The following is a 15,398-nucleotide window of genomic DNA, read 5'->3' as shown; positions in this document are numbered from 1 at the left end:
TGCCGTAGGACAGCCCGCTGCCCGAACTGGTATCAATCTTGGCATCGACCAGGCCCCGGTTGCGCATGGAATCCACGGGGTTGGCGTAGGCTTCCAGCTTGCTGGTGGTAATGGTGGCCTTCTCCGCTTTGGGAAGCTCCGTGTTAAACCCGGATTCAACGTCCTGCGCGGCTACGGGGGTGCCCTCCCCTCCCCCACCCAGGTAGAACATCACCGCCAGAAAGGGCACTCCTACCACCGGCAGGAACGTAGCCATTTTACGGGTCCGGATGAATTGTGCGTCGTGCGGTTTAGTGGGCGGTGTCATGGGAGTAGAGAATTAGCGAGGAAGGGTATTGAGGTCTTTGTTTTGCACCACCCGCCAGTTCTCCATCAGGAAGCCGTGGGGATTGTTTTCCGAGCGCGTTACGTCGCGTAAGGAGCACTCCGAAATGAAGTTGCGGTTGGTAATCGACGTGGCCCGAATCACGCGCTGATGCCCGTAGCAGCGGGCCGTGAGCGGCCGTGAATTGCCGATGACAACGCTGTCCACGCTCATTTCCAGGCTGATGTTAGCGGCTATCAAGTCGTTGTAAAAGCCCTTTTCTTTGAAGTTCTCGTACTGCTTTTTGGCCGAGTTGTCGGCCAGGTACAAGGCCTTGTTCACGTTTAAGTCGATGGCCTTTTGGTCGGGGTCCAGGGTGAAAAACAACTCATGAAACCGGGTGACGTGGCTACGGGCCTCAACCGGCCGGTTCGCCCGCGCATCCTGCGCGCCGGCCGTGAGCAGTTGGCCCTCCAACACGTAAATGCGGTTCGCCGCCGCATTGGTCGTTTGAAAAGCGAAGTAGGCAATGGTGCCGGCCAGCAGCAGCACCGCGATGATGAAAATCAGGGCCAGCGTTTTGACTTGCTGAAAAGCAGAGTCGATGGTTTTGAGGGAAGCAAACATGAAGGATAGAATCTGAGGTTGAGGATAGAGCCGCCCTGGTTAGCCCTTGCGGTTGAGGCGGTCCCGCAGAAAGGAGCCAGCCCGATGACCGAAGGCTTCGCCTCGCGTCATATTTTCCCCGGCACCCGCCCGGCCAAAAGCACCCTGAGCCGCCCCCACTCCGGCCCCGAGCGTATCCGCGCCGGTCCGCAGCCCGGCCCCACCCGTTGCCCCGGCAACGGCCGCCGTAGTGGCCGTGGTATTGGTGATGAACGAAGTAGCCGCGCGCCCTACGCCCGAGCCGTCAATCAACATATCAGCCGCTTTCGGCACCATGATATACCCCACGATAGCCAGCACGAGCATACACAGGTAGGCAATGTCGGCCGATTCTGCCATGCCCCCGCGTTGCAGCTGCTCAATGCTTTTGGCAAGCATAGTAACCTGCACATGGGCCAATACTGCTGCGTAAATGTTGGCTACAGGCACCCACAGGGAAATGGTGATGAAGTACCCGAACCACTTCATTAGTCCGCCACCAAAGCCGGGAATGATGGCAATGCCGAAGGCCAGCGGCCCGGCGACGCTGAGCAATACCAGCAGGAAGGTGGAGATAAGGCTGATGGCCAGCTTCGCGGCCAGGGCGCCCAACTCTAGAATGGATTTCACCCACTCGCGAAACTGCTGACCAACGGAGTATTGCATCTGGTTCATTGCCAGGCTGGCCCTGCGGTCCAAATCCAAAGCGCCAAGGTTAGCTAATTCCGCCTCGTACTCTTTGTTTATTTCTAAGTCCGACTTCTTTTTAGCTGCCAAAGCCAGTTCGTCTCGTTGGGCCGTGAGTCGATTAACTTCCGCTAGCTGGCTCGTTCGGATGGAATCGGTGCCGTGGGCTACGGCCATGGTAATGCCCCGTAGTGCCCCGCATAGCGGCACGAATAGTAGAATAGCCAGTCCGATAGCAAAGGGACGCAGTAAGGGGAATAGGTCGATGGGCTCCGCCCGGGCGATGTTGCCCCACACGCGAGAGCTTATAAACAGCAGCGCACCAATGCCGCCAATTGCGCGACCCAAGTTGATGAACTGAGCGGTAAACGTCAACATTTCCGTGTAAATGGCTTCGAGCTTTTGCTCGTACATAGCCATGTTGAGGTCGATTGAAGTTGGGTCCATTGGAAAGGGAAAATGGATATGCGGGTGATGGTAAAAGCAGCCGGGTAGGGCTTATTTAGGCGCGTAGTGCTCATTATGTATCGTTGTCAAACGCCTTTCGCCACGCGCAAAAACGGCGGCTTGCTTTTCGGCCAGTTCACCTATCAGTGCGACTTGTGCAGGGTCTTTTGAGTTGGCGGGGTCCAATTGGTCCAAGGCCGTAAGGTTGGCTTGGCTCTGCTGGATTATTTCGGCAAATCGTTTGGTAGAGTGCTCAATATGTGCTGGGCTAAGCTTTTCCGCGCCTGTCAGGGTGGGGAGTTGCGCGACGTACTCCTTTGCTTGGCAATCAACTGCTCGTGCTGTTGGCGAATGATAGCCGCCCGAGGGTCCAGATTAGCATCGGCTGATGCCTTAGCAGCAGTCGTACCCGTGGTAGCGTCCGTGCCGGTTGCAGTGTCCGAACCGCAACCGGCAAGCAGCAGTCCGAGCGCTAGGATGGAAGTGTTTTTCATGGTTTAGGGGCAGAAGGTGAAAGGATAGCAGGAATAGTAGAGAGGCACTTAGCGGCCACCCATGAGGGCGGTCATAGATTCCCGGTCTTGCACTTGTTGGGCCTGCATCTGCGCGATAGCGCGGCATTTGTTGGTGAAGTAGTTCATCAAGTTGTGCTGCTTCACAATGCGGTCAGCTATGTTGTCGATGAATTCAACCCGTTCCGGGTCCGTCATCTTTGACCGGCCAGTGCTCATCACGCCGGCTAGCTCCCCCAGCAGCGCGATGTTTTCCGTTAGGATGCCTTGATAGATAGTAGATGCCTCGCTGAGTTGCGCGGGCGAGAGCTGTTGGGTCCGCAATTCTGGGATAGCCGCTGAGAACTGGCTAATCATTTCGCTTTGGTGCGTATAAATTTCCTGTACGCGGCGATAGTTGCGGACCCCGGCACTTATTTGCAGCAGGCTGCTATACCATTGGTCGTGCAGGGCTTGCGTCTTGTCGATAACGCCCTTAATCTGGCCGCTTACCTTCGTCATATCGGACGCCAGCACCTTGCCTTGCCCCAGTAGAGTAGCAGAGACGCCTTGATGAACGATTTGCTTGCGAGAGCTTTTCTCCGCAATTGGAGCCGAGATAACGGCCGGCATTTGGGCATGAGCCGGGCCAGCTAGTAAGGCTAGGCCCAGAGCAAGAAATTTGGTGCTTGCGTTCATGGCTGAGGGAGCTGAAAGTGAGAAAAAGACTAGCGGGCACCCATCAGCGCGTTAAGCGCCTGCGCGTCGTTCGCCTTTTGCTCCGCTAGGTTCATTTGCACGATGTTGCGTTGGGTGAAGTAGTTGATTAAGCCCAACTGACCAGAGATTTTCACGTCCAGCTTATCAATGAAGCGCATCCTTTCCGCATCCGTCATTTTGAGCATCGCCGGGCTCACGATGGTTTGCAGGTCCGAAAGCGTGTTTGCGCTTTCCGTCAGCATTTTGGTATAGATGGTCGTCATGTCGGACAGCTGTTCCGGTTTCACGAATGGCGACTGCCGCAGCGTTTCGATAGCCGTTGAGTAAGTCTGGATGATTCTCCCCTGCTTCTCAAAAACCGACTGCACGCGCCGGTACGAGCGCACGGCCGAGCTGACTTGCAGCAGGCCATCGTACCAGTTCTTGGCCAGCATCATATTCTTTTCCGAAAATACTTTGGTCAGTTCCTGTTCTTTTACCCCAGCTTTTACCAGCACGTTTGCCGCTTTGGAAAGGCCCTTCATGGTGTTTTGCAGTCCCGTTTGAACGCCTGACTGCACTTCGAGCACCGGTGCCGTAACCACGAGCCTGCGCGGAGGCTTTGCCGGCGCTGAGGGCGAGGATAGCCAGGCCCAGGATGGTGACTTTCGTTTCCATGATTTTTCCCCTTTTGTTGAAAATTAAGCCCGGCCTTCGCGCAGGTCGGCCGCAAACAGCTTGATGGCCGTGGGCATATCCCCGGTCTGCTTGAACTTCTCAAATAGCCGCACTTTCTCGGTTTCCTCGGTGGTGTAGGTCACGTATTCTTCCTTCGACACCTCGATGGCGTACACCTTGGACACGACCCCGCCCAGGCTGATGAATACCTCCGTGTAGCGGCCCCGGGTGGCTTTGTTGTCGCGGTTGATGCTCAGCACCAGGTCCTTTTCCTTGGGCGTGAGCGAAAGCAGCGCCTGAATCTCCTCGAAGCGGTTGATGAACTTGCGCTGGTCGAGCAGAATCTTGCAGTCCGAGTTGTTGATGATGGCGTCCTTGACAATCTCATTGCCGATGATGTCGTCGATTTCCTGCGTCACCACGATGGCCTCGCCGAAGAACTTGCGTACCGTCTTAAAGAGATACTTGATGTAGGCGGCCATGCCGGGCGTAGTCAGCGCCTTCCAGGCCTCCTCAATCAGAATCATCTTCCGTACGCCCTTGAGCTTGCGCATCTTGGAGATGAAGGTTTCCATGATGATGAGTGTGACCACCGGAAACAGGATGGGGTGGTCCTTGATGTTGTCGAGCTCGAACACGATGAAGGGGGCCTGCACGAGGTCCAGCTCTTTCTCGGAGTTCAGCAGGTAGTCGTACTCGCCGCCCCGGTAGTAGGGCTTGAGCACGTAGATGAAGTTATCAATATCGAAATCCTTCTCCCGGACCTTTTCCTCCTCCAGAATCTTGCGGTACGGCCCTTTAACAAATTCGTAGAACGTGTTGAAGCTCGGCTTGATAAGCGCGTTGGCTTCCAGCATCACGTAATACAAGCTGACGGCCGTGGAGAGCGACACGTACTCCGACTGGCTCACCGTTTCGTCGTCCTTTTTCCACAGCGCCTGCAGCAGCGTTTTGATGGATTCCTTCTTTTCGACGTCCAGCTTGCCCGAAATCAGGAAGGGGTTAAAGGCAATCGGGTCGTCTTCCTCGTAGGTGAAATAGACCCCGCCCACCAGTTCGCAGAGCCCTTTGTAGGAATTGCCGGTGTCCACCAGCAGCACGTGCGCGCCCTGCTCGTAGTACTGGCGCACCATGTGGTTGGTGAAAAACGACTTGCCCGAGCCCGAGGGCCCCAGCACGAACTTGTTGCGGTTGAAGATGATTTGCTTCTTCATCGGCTCATCCGAAATGTCCACCAGCACGGGCTTGCCGGTGAGCCGGTCGGACAGCTTGATGCCCTTGGTGGCCCCGGTGCTGCGGTAGTTGGTTTCGCAGGCCCAGAAGCAGACGGCCTGCTCGATGAAGGTGTAGAAGGTCTCCTCGGCGGGGAAGTCGCCGGCGTTTCCCGGGATGCCGCCCCAGTAGAGCGCGGCGATATCCACGGTGTTTTGCCGCGGCTTGCAGTTCATGGTGTTGAAGGCCGCGTTCACCAGTTTGCGCACCTCGGTCAGCTCCTCCTCGTGCCGGCCCCAGGTGAGCACGTTGCAGTGCACCCGCACCGGCCGGCGCTTGTGGGCAGTAAGCTCGTTGAGAAAGGCGTTGTAGTATTCGAAGTTGATGGCGTTCTGCCGGGAGTAGAGCGAGAGCGAGTTCAGCCGGTCCTTCTTCTGCTCGAAGGTCTTAACCGTCTTGGTGGTGCTATCCAGGAACACGTACTGGTTCAGGATGTGGTTGGCGCCCAGCAGCAAGCCCAGCGGCGCGGCGAAGCTGATGGGGAAGTCCGAGTATTCGGTGCTGTATTGCTCGTAGCGAATATCCGTTTCAACCGAAGTGGGCAAGTCGTCGAGGTTGGCCACCGAGAACATCTGGCAGAACTCCGCCCCCACTTTCAGCCCCTGGGTCAGGTCCAGGTCCACCTGCAGGGCCTGGTCGGACAGGTCCAGCGCCAGGTACTTTTCCAGCAGCCCGGCCTTTTCGGCCGTGCCGGCCAGCTCATCCGAGGTGAGGCGGTGCGAGCGGATGTAGGGCGCGTTGGTAGGCCCCACCCCTTCCAGGGTGCGCACGAACTGGCCCACGTTGTCGAAAAAGCTTTCCAGCACCTTGGTGTCGAGCATGTCCTTGGGCACGATGTTGCGCCGGGCCAGCAGCCCCGAGGTGCTGCCCCAGTTGGGCCGCTCCGACGAGGTTTTGGTGATGTAGAGGTAGCAGAAGTGATTCAGGAAGGGCCGCTCGTTGAAGTGGCGCTCGTAGGCCGACGAGAGCAGGGTGCGCTCGGCCTCGAAGCCGGGGGCGTACTTGTCCTCCACGTACCAGTCCTGCTTGTGCACCACGCAGTGGTCGGGCAGCAGGCGCACGGCTTTCACGAAAGCGGCCTGCAGCTGGGCGTAGTCTTCCCGCGAGAGAGTGAAGATTTCGGGCAAATCCAGCCGAAAGGCCACGGTCACGTCCGCATTCTTCGAGATGAGGCAGTCTTTTTCCACCTTGTAGATGGGCTGCTTGGATTCCAGGGAAACGGAGGGCAGAACCTTATTGCTCATAGGCAGTGAAAGCACCCAAAACCAGCCGCTAGGCGCGGCTGGTCGGGTCCTCGTTGAGGCGTTGGAATAAGCGGCTGTGCCGGTTGGTGATGTACTTGGGCGACGAGCGCCGGGCGGCGGCCTTCATCAGCCCGTGCTCGCCGTAGCGGCGGTTCAGGGCAAACACCCCGGCCCACATGCCGCCCCCGGCCAGAAAGGTGCCCAGCACCGTGAGCAGCAGGGGCACGCCGAGCAGGTAGCAGGTCACGAACAATGCGAACACCAGCCCGATGCCGGCCACTAGGAAGTAAATGTTGCTGCCCACCAGGCCCTTGAATTCGACGGGCTTGTTGATGCCGCGATTGAGGTCGTAGATGGGCACGGCGACGGCTTAGAGGAAGAAGGAGCGTACCACCGTGGCCACGATGACCAGGAAAATCATGGAGCCGAACCACGACACCGCCGTTTTCTGGGTGTCCTGGTCGCCCGAGTTCCACTTGCCGTACACCTTGATGGCCCCGACCAGGCCCAGCACCGCGCCGATGGCGTACATGAGCTTGGTGAGCGGGTCAAAGTAGCTGGTCACCTGCGTGGTGGCATCCTGAATGCCGGCCGTGCCGTTGCCGGCGCCTTGGGCGTACAGAAGCTGGGAGGTGAGTAGCAGGGCACACAGGGTCAGGGAAGTAAAAAAGTGCTTCTTGTTCATCACAACAGGGAAAGAATTAGAGGAAAGGGAATGGGTGAAAGGGACAGGGCCTGGATTAGGCCTCGTCCATCTCTAAGAGAGCGTTGAGCTCCGCGTTGAAGTGGTCCAGGTGCTGGGCCATCTGCTCGGCCAGGCAGGAGCCCTGCAGGGCCGCGGGCAGGGCGGATTCTGGCCCGCCTGCAGCCGGGCGATGTATTCGCTGACCGAATCGGCGGCCACCAACTGCGAGGCCGGCTCGGCGGTGATAATGTCCAGCAGCGACGCCACCGGCTCGTCGAACGTGGCCAGGGGCTCGTAGCCATCCACTGAAGGTTCGGCTGAAATGGTGTCCGGTTCCAGGGCCGCGACAGTGGGCTGCAATTCTTCCTCCTCGGTTTGCGAAGGCACCTGCTGCCGAACCAGGGCCGCCAGCCGCTCATCGGCTTGGTCGGCCTCTTCGGTCCGGGCTTCGTCCTGCACCTGAGCTTCAGGCTGAGTTGATTGCGTAGCGTCCAGGGGAGTCTCCTCGCTACGGCTCTCGTCCTGGCCGGTAGCGGCGGCGGTTGAGTCGGGCAGCTCCTCCTACCACACTCTCGGCCGCCGTGGGAAGGTTTTCCGCCGCGCCGCCGGCTGGGCTTTCAGTTTCAGCGTCGGCATCGACAGGTGCGGATTCCGCCGCTGCTGCCGGGGCAAAGGCCGAGGTGGGGCGCACCAGGGCCGGGGAGCCATCGCGCCCGCCCTGGCGAGCCTGAGCGCTGGCGGGCTTGTTGCCGGGCCTGAGCAGGGCGGTGAGTTCAGCCCGGTAGTACAGCAGGGCAACCACGAGGTAGTAGCAGAGGACTAGAGCCAGGGTAAACAAACCAAACTGACTCCAGGAATAGGCGCTGAGCATCGAAAGGAATTAGCGTGGCACCCCGGGTCAACCAGGCCGGGCGTGGAACTGCCAAACCGGGGTTTGACGCTGCAAACCTATCGGCCCCAAAACCCGATTAGTAGAAAGTTGACGAACGGTTGGAATTGGGTGGTGAGGTGCACCCTCTCCACACGAATGGCGTACCTTGTTTTTGCCAAAAGGCCCGCAGCAGGTCCGGCGGCAGCATCCTTTGCTATCCATGAAGCGCTATCAGACCACATGCCATGAGCGGTAGGTACCAACCTAACCGCTCCCATGAAACAACCCAAAAACGCTGGGCCTGGTCGGCCCGGCAGCGCGGCCGCTGCCATCACCGCCGCGACCACCGTATCACGTCCCCCGCGCCGTGGTTTCTGCGTGAGAAGTGGCACCAGCACCGGTCCATAACCCGGCAGGCGCTGCACCAGCTACTTGCTGGCCACGACGAGGGGCACGTCAGCTTTACCTATCAGCCCCGCCACGGCGGCCGCTACGATTGGGCGTAACACACTGCAGCGGGCCCTGGTGTTTACCGTATTTAAAGCGAAAAAAGGCGGCCTAGCCCCGGACCAGAAAATCGGTGAGATTGTCCGGTAGCGGATGTTCTTCCAGGCGCTCGGCAATCTGCTCAACCGGCAGGCCGGAGAGTAGCAGCTGGTAGGCTCGTAGGATGGATACGTCCGGCGCGTCGGCTGGGGAGATGCCAAACTGCTGGGTGGCATCTAGGTGCGGGTTAAGGTAGCTGAGCACGGCCATCCAGTCAGTGGTTTTCGGGGTGTTGAGCCCGCCCGGGAAAGTGGCTCCCCGCTCCAGCCATTTGCGGCAGGCCAGCTCAGCGTGCCACGCGAAGCTGGACATGCGCAGGAAGGTATCCAGTTCGCGGTAGCTCGCAAAAGGAGCGCGGTCTGATTTCCAGAAAGGCGGCTTTTCGAAGGGTTGTTCCATCCTACAAGATACGCATAAAAAGGCTGTTAATGACACTTTTAAGCCCTTTTTAGGTGAGTTGAGGGAGGCTTTGAAATGTCCGGAAGCGGTTGGTTTTGACCCTAACCCACCAAGTGAATGCGGCTCTTGGCTCGTCTTTGCAGGAACGGCTGACAGCAATGTAGTCCTTGCCCAGCAGCACGCTGCTTTCCTCGTAGGCCTGCACGTGGTCGAGGTTGACGATGTAGGAGCGGTGGGTTTTAAAGAATTGGTCGGGCAGCTTCTGCTCCAGCTCCCTGAGCGTGGAGTCAAATACGAAGTTCTCCTTGACCGTGTGCAGGCGCACGTAGTTCTGCAGGGCCTCAAAGTAGAGGATGTCGCGCAGCAGCACCTTGACGTGGCCCGAGCCTTTGCGCACGAACAGGTATTCCTTGAACTTGGGACAGCGCTCGGCGGCGCCAAGAACCTCGTCCCCGGCGGCTCCGGCCAGGTCCGTCACGGGGCCAATAGGCCCGGCCTGGTAAGCATTGTAGAGGGCCAGCTCAATCTGAGCCCGTAGCGAATCATCCGTGAAGGGCTTAACCAGGTAGCCGTAGGGCTGGGCCAGCTTGGCGCGGTTGAGCGTGGCTGAGTCGGAGCGGGCGGTGAGAAACACCACGGGCACGGCAAACTGCCGACGCACGAGCAGGGCCGCGGCAATGCCGTCGCAGTCGCCGGCGATGTTAATGTCCATGAGCACCAGCTCCACGGGTTGCTGCGCCAGCACCTGCAGGGCTTCGTCACTGCTGTCGACGGGTTCGAGCGGGTTATGACCCAGGCGGACCAGGGCCCGCTGGATTTCATCCGCAATCAGTAATTCGTCTTCAACAATGAGAATGGTTGCCATAGGGTAGAGTAGCAATATGGCACCGCCAGGCCCCGGCTTAGTTGCGGGTGACCTCCATGCGGGTGCCGGTGGGTTCGGATGGAGAGGCCGTCACAGTTGCTTTTAACTGCTTAGCGAGCCGGTGCACGAGCTGCAACCCGAGCGAGCGGGACGCGGCCTCCTCCTCCCCCACTGGGCAAGCCGACGCCGTTGTCGATGACGCACAGCTGAAAGCCCGTGGGACGAGGAGAAAGGGAAACGTGCAGGTGGCCCGGCCCGGGGCCCCGAAAAGCGTGCTTGTGCGCATTGCTGACTAATTCGTTTACCAACAGACCGAAGGACGTCGCCTCGCGAGCCTCCAAAACCAGCGGGTGGAGGTCAGTGCTGAGCTGCACGGGGCGCTCGTCCGAGTTGTGTGAAAGATGAAGAAAATCAAGCAGTTCGGCCAGATAGGCGTCCAGGCGAACCTGCGCCAGGTCGTCGGCCCGGTACAGGAATTCGTGCACCAGGGCCATGCTTTGAATGCGGGCCTGACTGGCGGCCAGCGCGGCCGTCAGCGCCGGCTCGGGCAGCACGCTGCTCTGCCAGGCCAGCAGGCTGCTGACCAGCTGCAGGTTGTTTTTACCCGGTGGTGTATTTCCTGCAGGAGCACCTCTTTCTCGGCCGCCGATTGGCGATTAACCTCGTTGGCCACGGCCAGCAAGGCTTTCTGCCGCCGCAGTCGCCAATGCAGCCACGCGCCCACGCCCAGGGTGGCCGTCAACCCGCCCAGCAGCAACAGAAGAGATTGCAGCCGGGCCCGCTGGGTGCGCTGCTCGTACTCGGCCGCGCGTTTCTGCTGCGTGAGCAGCTGTACATTGTAGCCCACCTGCAGCTGGGCCAACGCCTGGGCTTTGTCGCGGCTGAAGAGCGAATCCTGCAAGCCTTGGGCCTGTTTATCCAGCTCTATAGAGCGCGCTACGTGGCCCAGGTCGGCCTGCGCCCAGGCCAGAGCCGCTAGGGCCTCGGCCTCGTACTCGGGCATCGGCGTCTCCCGAGCCATACGCAAGGCCAATTCCGCCGCCTGCTGCGACGCTGCCGGGCGGCCAATCTGTCGGTAGGTGCGGGCTAATGCCAGGGCACAGGCCGTCGCGTGGGAAGGGAAGTGGTGCTGTTGCAAGAGCTTCAAGGCCCGCCGTATGTTGGTCACCGCAGAATCCAGCCGGGCCGGGGTATGCGGGCGCAGCAGGGCGTACACCTCCCCTTGGAACTGGTACACCATCCCCTGCCCCCGGGCGTCACCGGCTTGCTGCATTGGGGGCAATGCCCGTTTCGCGTAGTGCAGTACTGAGTCGTACTGCTCCAAAACCATGAAGCTGGTGGCCAGATTTAGCAGCAGGCCGCCCCGCTCCTTGGGGGTTACCCGGGCGGCCCCGGCCTGCTGCCGGTAGGCCAGCCGCATCCACCGCAGCCCCTGGGCCGCGTCCTTGGTGTCCACGGCCAGCATCCCCAGGCACTGCGTAAAGCGCCACAGCTGCGGCAGTGCATGGGCCCGGGCCAACTCCACCCCTGCTGGCTGTATTTAGTGGCGCCCACGTAGTCGCTGCTCCGCTCGCAGAACACCACCAGCCTGGAAAAGCGCCTCGGCTGCGCCCTGCCAGTCGCGTCGGCGGGTGGCCAGTGCGACGGCCTGCTCGCCGACTGGCCGGGCATCCGGGTCCGCCTGCGTAAACAGCTCGTCGCGCAGGGCTCCCAGGAGCCGAAAACGTGTTGAGTCGGATAAGTCCCGCTGCTGCAGCAGACCCCGCAAGGAATCGCTGGTCGCTAGGCTACGGGCCGATGGGTTTGGTAGGAGTGGCGTTTCCGCCTTCGCCACGGCACCGGCCAATACCATGGCTAAGGCAACAGCCAACTTGTTACAATTTAGAAGCATATCGGGTAGCGATAAAGCTCCTCCCCTCCCCTACTCGTTCAGCGGAGCAAGGATACCAAGACGGGGAAGACGGGAATAGAAAGGCCCGCGCCGAGGCAGCGGGCCTTAGGATAGATTCGAGTAGCGGCAACGCTACTTTTTGGGGCTCATCATCTGCCGCAGCTGCCGTTGCAGCGCTTTCTGGATTTGCTGCTCGTGCTGCTCCACGAACTGATTCAGGATGTTGTGGATGACGTCCGCCGAGGAGGCGCCCCGCCCAGCAGCAACCCCATTTGCTGGAAAAGCTGCTGATGCGTCGCCGTAATGCGCACCTGGAAGGTTTTCTTTTCCTCCGAGGGAGCATAAAGGCCCTCAAATGAGAACTGCAGGGTGTTGCCCGTAGCCGATGCCGGCGTGGGTTCCACCCCTGGTCTTCATCCAGGGCGTTTTCTGGCTCCTCTCCTGCCACTGTAACCGGTTGTGCCACTTGGGTCGGGGCTACCCGCTCCTTGGGCTCTTTTTCACCCTTTGGTTCTGCCTTAGGCTCCGGTGCTGTGGGCGTCATCACTGGCGTTGGTGCCTCCACTACGGGTACAGCGGTAGGTACGGCAGCTATTGGCTCAACCGGTGCGGGGGCTACGGGCGGTGCTGCTTGGGTAGTTGCTGCTGCGGTAGCTGGGGCCGGGACTGCAGCCGGTTCGGGAGCTGGAATTGCGAAGGGCTGGCTGGGCCCCATGTGGCTGATGGAAGCGACGGAGCCCGTCAGGCGGGCTAGTTCGGCCATCTGTTCTTCCGGGGTAAGCTTGGGCTTTTTGGTGGTGGCTTTTGCCATGATGGACAAGCGTTAAGGCGTGGGAATGAAATGCGGGAAAACCGGAAGCGCTTACTCGGCCTCCACGGCCGCGGGCGTGGGCTCTACCGGCGGCGGGGTGTAGGCAATGGCTTTCCCCGAGGGTGTAACTTGCCCCTCCCCTACTACCAGGGTGAGGATTTCCATGATGAGCTGGCCCAGGCCCAGGCGATTGAGGTCGCGCTCGGGCAAGGGGAACATGGTCGAGCGGTTTTCCTTGTAGGTCATCAGCAGCTCCACCCGGCTCGTGAGCAGCGGCATTTCCTTCTCCTTGAAAAGGGCCTCGGTCTTCTCGTAAATGGCTTTCTTCTCGGCTTTTACAAACTTGTTCCAGAAGGCGTAATAGCCCTGCAGGTTGGAGTCTGCATCGCGTGACTGCACGAACTGACCCAGAATGGCCATGTAGGACATGGTGGAAGCAATGGAGCCCTTGTCCGGCTCGATGGGCAGAAAGATGTAATCGACCAGTCGCAGCAGCTCCGGCAAGCCCATCACGTTCACGGTGCCGGGGGTATCCACCAAAATGAAGTCGTAGTCCTGCTCCAACAGCCCTTCAATGGAGGCCACCGCCTTTTCGACGCTGGAGATGATAACCGGGTAAGGCGGCACCCCCTGCTTGATTAGCCGGGCCTGAAAAGCCGACTCGGACTGCAGGCGGTGCTGCTCTTCCAGCCGGTAGGCATGCAGGGAGTTCTGCGGGTAGTCACAGTCTACCATGGCGACCTTGTAGCCATAGTAGTAGCACAGGGCGGATGCCATGTGGGTGCCAATCGTGGACTTTCCCGCCCCTCCCTTCTGGGTAGCAAACGCGATAACGTGAGGTTGTGTCATAAGGCAATTCAGGAGTGGTAAAAGGGCTGTGTGGGGCAGAGTTGCTTTGTTGCAACTAGCTCTTGTTGCAAAGTTGCAAAAGATAATTGTTGCAATGCCACAACGTTAGGTTGTTGCAAAGTAAGGATGTGCAAATGAACATTGTTGCAAAGTTGCAAATAAACAAAGTTGCTCTAGTTGTTTGTCACAATGTGGCGAAGGTACATCGTGGCATTGTTGCAAAGCAACTCTGTTGCGATAAATTATTGCAGGTGTTATGAACCGTGTTGCATAGGTGCAAAGTTGTGAAGTGGCTTTGTTGCAAAATTGGCGTAGTGTTTTGAGAAGGCTAAAAATGTAGTAGGAGTGACATTGTGGCAAAGTTGTAGTGTTGCGTTGTGGCAACACGAATGTTGCTCAACGTTTCATCATAAGACGATGAATGCATTTAATACAAGCGAATTTTAGTGGCATAGTTGCAATGTTGCAATGTTGTGTGGTTGCAATTGATATTGCCATCGAAATCTAGCCCTAGCCCCGTTCATTGTCCTCGTTCAGGTGTTGGTTCACCGCTCAGCAAGCCATGTCTTTGTGTACACAAAGACATGGCTTGCTGGTCCTCTGTGCGGGGTTCTGGTTACTGGTGCGAGGATAAAGCAGGTGGTGTGGAATAGCCCTATTAGTGCTTTTAGCCGTAGGAAGCTCCTGTAAAGCCATTCAACGGACGCATGCACGAAGAAACCAGCCCGCACCCAATTGAGCCCAACCGCGACGCTCAGATTCACTTTCGCGTGACCGCCGACGAGAAGAAAGCCATTGCCGCCAAGGCCAAAGCGGCCGGCTTCAAGAAGGTTTCCGATTATCTCCGAGTGGTCGGATTGGGGACCGAAGTAAGGAAGTGTTACCCGCTGAACTACGAAAGCAGCTCGTTGGTATTGGCACAAATTTAAATCAGATGGCGCGGCTGGCTCAGGCCGGTAAGGCATTCAGTAGCCATGAAGAGCAGCTGGTGCAGGCCTTAACTATTATCAGGGGGTATCTGGTATGATAGCGAAAACCACCACGGGGAGTGACTTTGAAGGGGCCCTTACGTACGGGGCCGGTCAGCGAAAGGGCAAGGGAAAAGAGCCCGGCGAAGCGCCACTTCTGGTCGTTTCCAATGTCATTCCGGGCAGCCCAAAGGAGATGGCGCAGGAGATGAAAAGCATCGCCAGTCAGAGTAAAAAAATACGAAAACCGGTGTGGCATACCATTCTTTCCTGGACCGAGGGGAGGCCGTTAGCCTGCAGCAAAAAGTGGCGGCGGCCCGCCGGTATTGTGAGTTGATTGGGGCGCCCATCGACCGCCACCAGGTAGTCGTGTACGAGCACCGCGACAAGAAGCACGCCCACGTGCACATCTACCTTAATCGGGTGCCGATTGACGGCGGCCCCGCTCTGCGGACGGACAATAACTTCTACCGGCAGCCGGCCATCACCCGTCAGATAAGCCAGGAGCTGGGCATGCAGCCCTTGCCCGAGCGCCGCCGCAGCATCAAGGACCTCGACCCGAAAAAGGAAGCCGCCCGCGAGCAGGTAGGCCAAGCCTTAAAGCACTTGTTTAGCCTGCCCGATAGGAGGGGAGGAGTGGCTGGCGGCCCAGCTGCTGAACCAGCAGATAAGCGTGCGCTACACCCACGACCGAGGTGGCACCTTGCGGGGGTGAGCTTCGAATGGAGCGGAATAAGAGTGAAGGGACAAGAAGCGGGCTACAAGGCGGGGCAACTGCGCGAGGAGTTTGCTAGAGCAAGGACAGAGCAGGCAAAGCAGCAAAGCCCGCTCAAACCCGTAACCGGCTTAATCTCCAAGCTGCCGGTACCAGCAAACCAGGAGCCACCGAAGCGAAACGTAAAATTGAAACCAGGCAAGTAGTTTCCTGAATCACTCAACTCCCTTTATCAACGGCACCGCCGACGGTATAACCTTTTATGAGCGGTGCCATTCGTGTGTTGCAGGTGCGCCTCACCCCTGACTTTCTGCTGCTCGTCAAGAAGTGC

21 protein-coding genes are annotated in these 15,398 nt (G+C 58.9%); 5 read left to right on the top strand and 16 right to left on the bottom strand.

The window, feature by feature from the left end:
- The 10 genes from ACFQT0_RS27740 to ACFQT0_RS27695 form a co-directional block, all read right to left on the bottom strand.
- On the bottom strand, positions 1–307 hold a 307-nt coding region (locus ACFQT0_RS27740), incomplete at its 3' end, for a hypothetical protein (RefSeq protein ID WP_380206428.1).
- Positions 308–319: 12 nt separating this feature from the next.
- Positions 320–931, bottom strand: a complete 612-nt coding sequence (traK, locus tag ACFQT0_RS27735; RefSeq protein WP_380206426.1) for a conjugative transposon protein TraK — start codon at positions 929–931, stop codon at positions 320–322.
- Between the two features lie 39 nt (positions 932–970).
- Positions 971–2,083 carry a hypothetical protein gene (locus tag ACFQT0_RS27730; protein ID WP_380206296.1) on the bottom strand — a complete coding sequence of 371 codons (1,113 nt, stop codon included), beginning with the start codon at positions 2,081–2,083 and terminating at the stop codon, positions 971–973.
- 542 nt (positions 2,084–2,625) lie between these two features.
- Entirely contained in the window at positions 2,626–3,111 is a 486-nt protein-coding gene (locus ACFQT0_RS27725) for a hypothetical protein (RefSeq protein WP_380206294.1), read from the bottom strand.
- A gap of 191 nt (positions 3,112–3,302) precedes the next feature.
- Complete coding sequence (locus tag ACFQT0_RS27720) at positions 3,303–3,863, bottom strand: hypothetical protein (RefSeq protein WP_380206293.1); 561 nt, start codon at positions 3,861–3,863, stop codon at positions 3,303–3,305.
- Between the two features lie 111 nt (positions 3,864–3,974).
- Positions 3,975–6,467: a TraG family conjugative transposon ATPase gene (locus ACFQT0_RS27715; RefSeq protein ID WP_380206292.1), complete on the bottom strand. Its 2,493-nt coding sequence runs from the start codon at positions 6,465–6,467 to the stop codon at positions 3,975–3,977.
- A 28-nt stretch (positions 6,468–6,495) separates the two neighbouring features.
- Positions 6,496–6,828, bottom strand: coding sequence for a DUF4133 domain-containing protein (locus ACFQT0_RS27710; RefSeq protein ID WP_380206291.1), 333 nt, complete (start codon positions 6,826–6,828; stop codon positions 6,496–6,498).
- A 9-nt stretch (positions 6,829–6,837) separates the two neighbouring features.
- Entirely contained in the window at positions 6,838–7,152 is a 315-nt protein-coding gene (locus tag ACFQT0_RS27705; protein WP_380206425.1) for a DUF4134 domain-containing protein, read from the bottom strand.
- Between the two features lie 72 nt (positions 7,153–7,224).
- Positions 7,225–7,611, bottom strand: coding sequence for a hypothetical protein (locus ACFQT0_RS27700; protein ID WP_380206423.1), 387 nt, complete (start codon positions 7,609–7,611; stop codon positions 7,225–7,227).
- Between the two features lie 49 nt (positions 7,612–7,660).
- Entirely contained in the window at positions 7,661–8,023 is a 363-nt protein-coding gene (locus ACFQT0_RS27695) for a hypothetical protein (RefSeq protein WP_380206422.1), read from the bottom strand.
- Between the two features lie 245 nt (positions 8,024–8,268).
- Between ACFQT0_RS27695 and ACFQT0_RS27690 the strand changes: the two genes are divergently transcribed.
- Entirely contained in the window at positions 8,269–8,529 is a 261-nt protein-coding gene (locus ACFQT0_RS27690; protein WP_380206289.1) for a hypothetical protein, read from the top strand.
- 52 nt (positions 8,530–8,581) lie between these two features.
- Here ACFQT0_RS27690 and ACFQT0_RS27685 read toward each other — a convergent pair whose 3' ends face one another.
- From ACFQT0_RS27685 to ACFQT0_RS27665, 5 genes are all read right to left on the bottom strand, one after another.
- Positions 8,582–8,968, bottom strand: coding sequence for a hypothetical protein (locus tag ACFQT0_RS27685; RefSeq protein ID WP_380206421.1), 387 nt, complete (start codon positions 8,966–8,968; stop codon positions 8,582–8,584).
- A 49-nt stretch (positions 8,969–9,017) separates the two neighbouring features.
- The gene (locus tag ACFQT0_RS27680) at positions 9,018–9,833 is read right to left on the bottom strand and encodes a LytTR family transcriptional regulator DNA-binding domain-containing protein (protein ID WP_380206419.1); all 816 of its coding nucleotides are present in this window, start codon (positions 9,831–9,833) and stop codon (positions 9,018–9,020) included.
- A gap of 110 nt (positions 9,834–9,943) precedes the next feature.
- Entirely contained in the window at positions 9,944–10,387 is a 444-nt protein-coding gene (locus ACFQT0_RS27675) for a sensor histidine kinase (protein ID WP_380206417.1), read from the bottom strand.
- A complete protein-coding gene (locus tag ACFQT0_RS27670) occupies positions 10,366–11,298 on the bottom strand; it encodes a hypothetical protein (protein WP_380206286.1) in 933 nt (310 codons plus the stop codon). Before ACFQT0_RS27670 ends, ACFQT0_RS27675 begins: the two co-directional genes overlap by 22 nt.
- A gap of 75 nt (positions 11,299–11,373) precedes the next feature.
- Entirely contained in the window at positions 11,374–11,601 is a 228-nt protein-coding gene (locus ACFQT0_RS27665; RefSeq protein ID WP_380206415.1) for a hypothetical protein, read from the bottom strand.
- Positions 11,602–11,892: 291 nt separating this feature from the next.
- On the opposite strand from ACFQT0_RS27665, the gene ACFQT0_RS27660 reads away from it, so the two are divergent.
- A complete protein-coding gene (locus ACFQT0_RS27660; protein ID WP_380206414.1) occupies positions 11,893–12,015 on the top strand; it encodes a hypothetical protein in 123 nt (40 codons plus the stop codon).
- A gap of 571 nt (positions 12,016–12,586) precedes the next feature.
- Here ACFQT0_RS27660 and ACFQT0_RS27655 read toward each other — a convergent pair.
- A complete protein-coding gene (locus tag ACFQT0_RS27655; RefSeq protein ID WP_380206284.1) occupies positions 12,587–13,384 on the bottom strand; it encodes a ParA family protein in 798 nt (265 codons plus the stop codon).
- Between the two features lie 707 nt (positions 13,385–14,091).
- Between ACFQT0_RS27655 and ACFQT0_RS27650 the strand changes: the two genes are divergently transcribed.
- The 3 genes from ACFQT0_RS27650 to ACFQT0_RS27640 all read left to right on the top strand — a co-directional run bounded on the left by ACFQT0_RS27650 (position 14,092) and on the right by ACFQT0_RS27640 (position 15,273).
- Positions 14,092–14,313, top strand: a complete 222-nt coding sequence (locus ACFQT0_RS27650) for a plasmid mobilization protein (RefSeq protein ID WP_380206413.1) — start codon at positions 14,092–14,094, stop codon at positions 14,311–14,313.
- Positions 14,314–14,318: 5 nt separating this feature from the next.
- Positions 14,319–14,411: a hypothetical protein gene (locus ACFQT0_RS27645; RefSeq protein ID WP_380206411.1), complete on the top strand. Its 93-nt coding sequence runs from the start codon at positions 14,319–14,321 to the stop codon at positions 14,409–14,411.
- Between the two features lie 193 nt (positions 14,412–14,604).
- A complete protein-coding gene (locus ACFQT0_RS27640) occupies positions 14,605–15,273 on the top strand; it encodes a relaxase/mobilization nuclease domain-containing protein (protein ID WP_380206410.1) in 669 nt (222 codons plus the stop codon).
- Positions 15,274–15,398 lie beyond the last annotated feature (125 nt).

Origin of the sequence: Hymenobacter humi (genome assembly GCF_042665855.1) — a bacterium.
Lineage (GTDB): Bacteria > Bacteroidota > Bacteroidia > Cytophagales > Hymenobacteraceae > Hymenobacter > Hymenobacter humi.
Note: the sequence above shows the minus strand (reverse complement) of the source record. Positions and strands in the feature narration are given on the sequence as shown.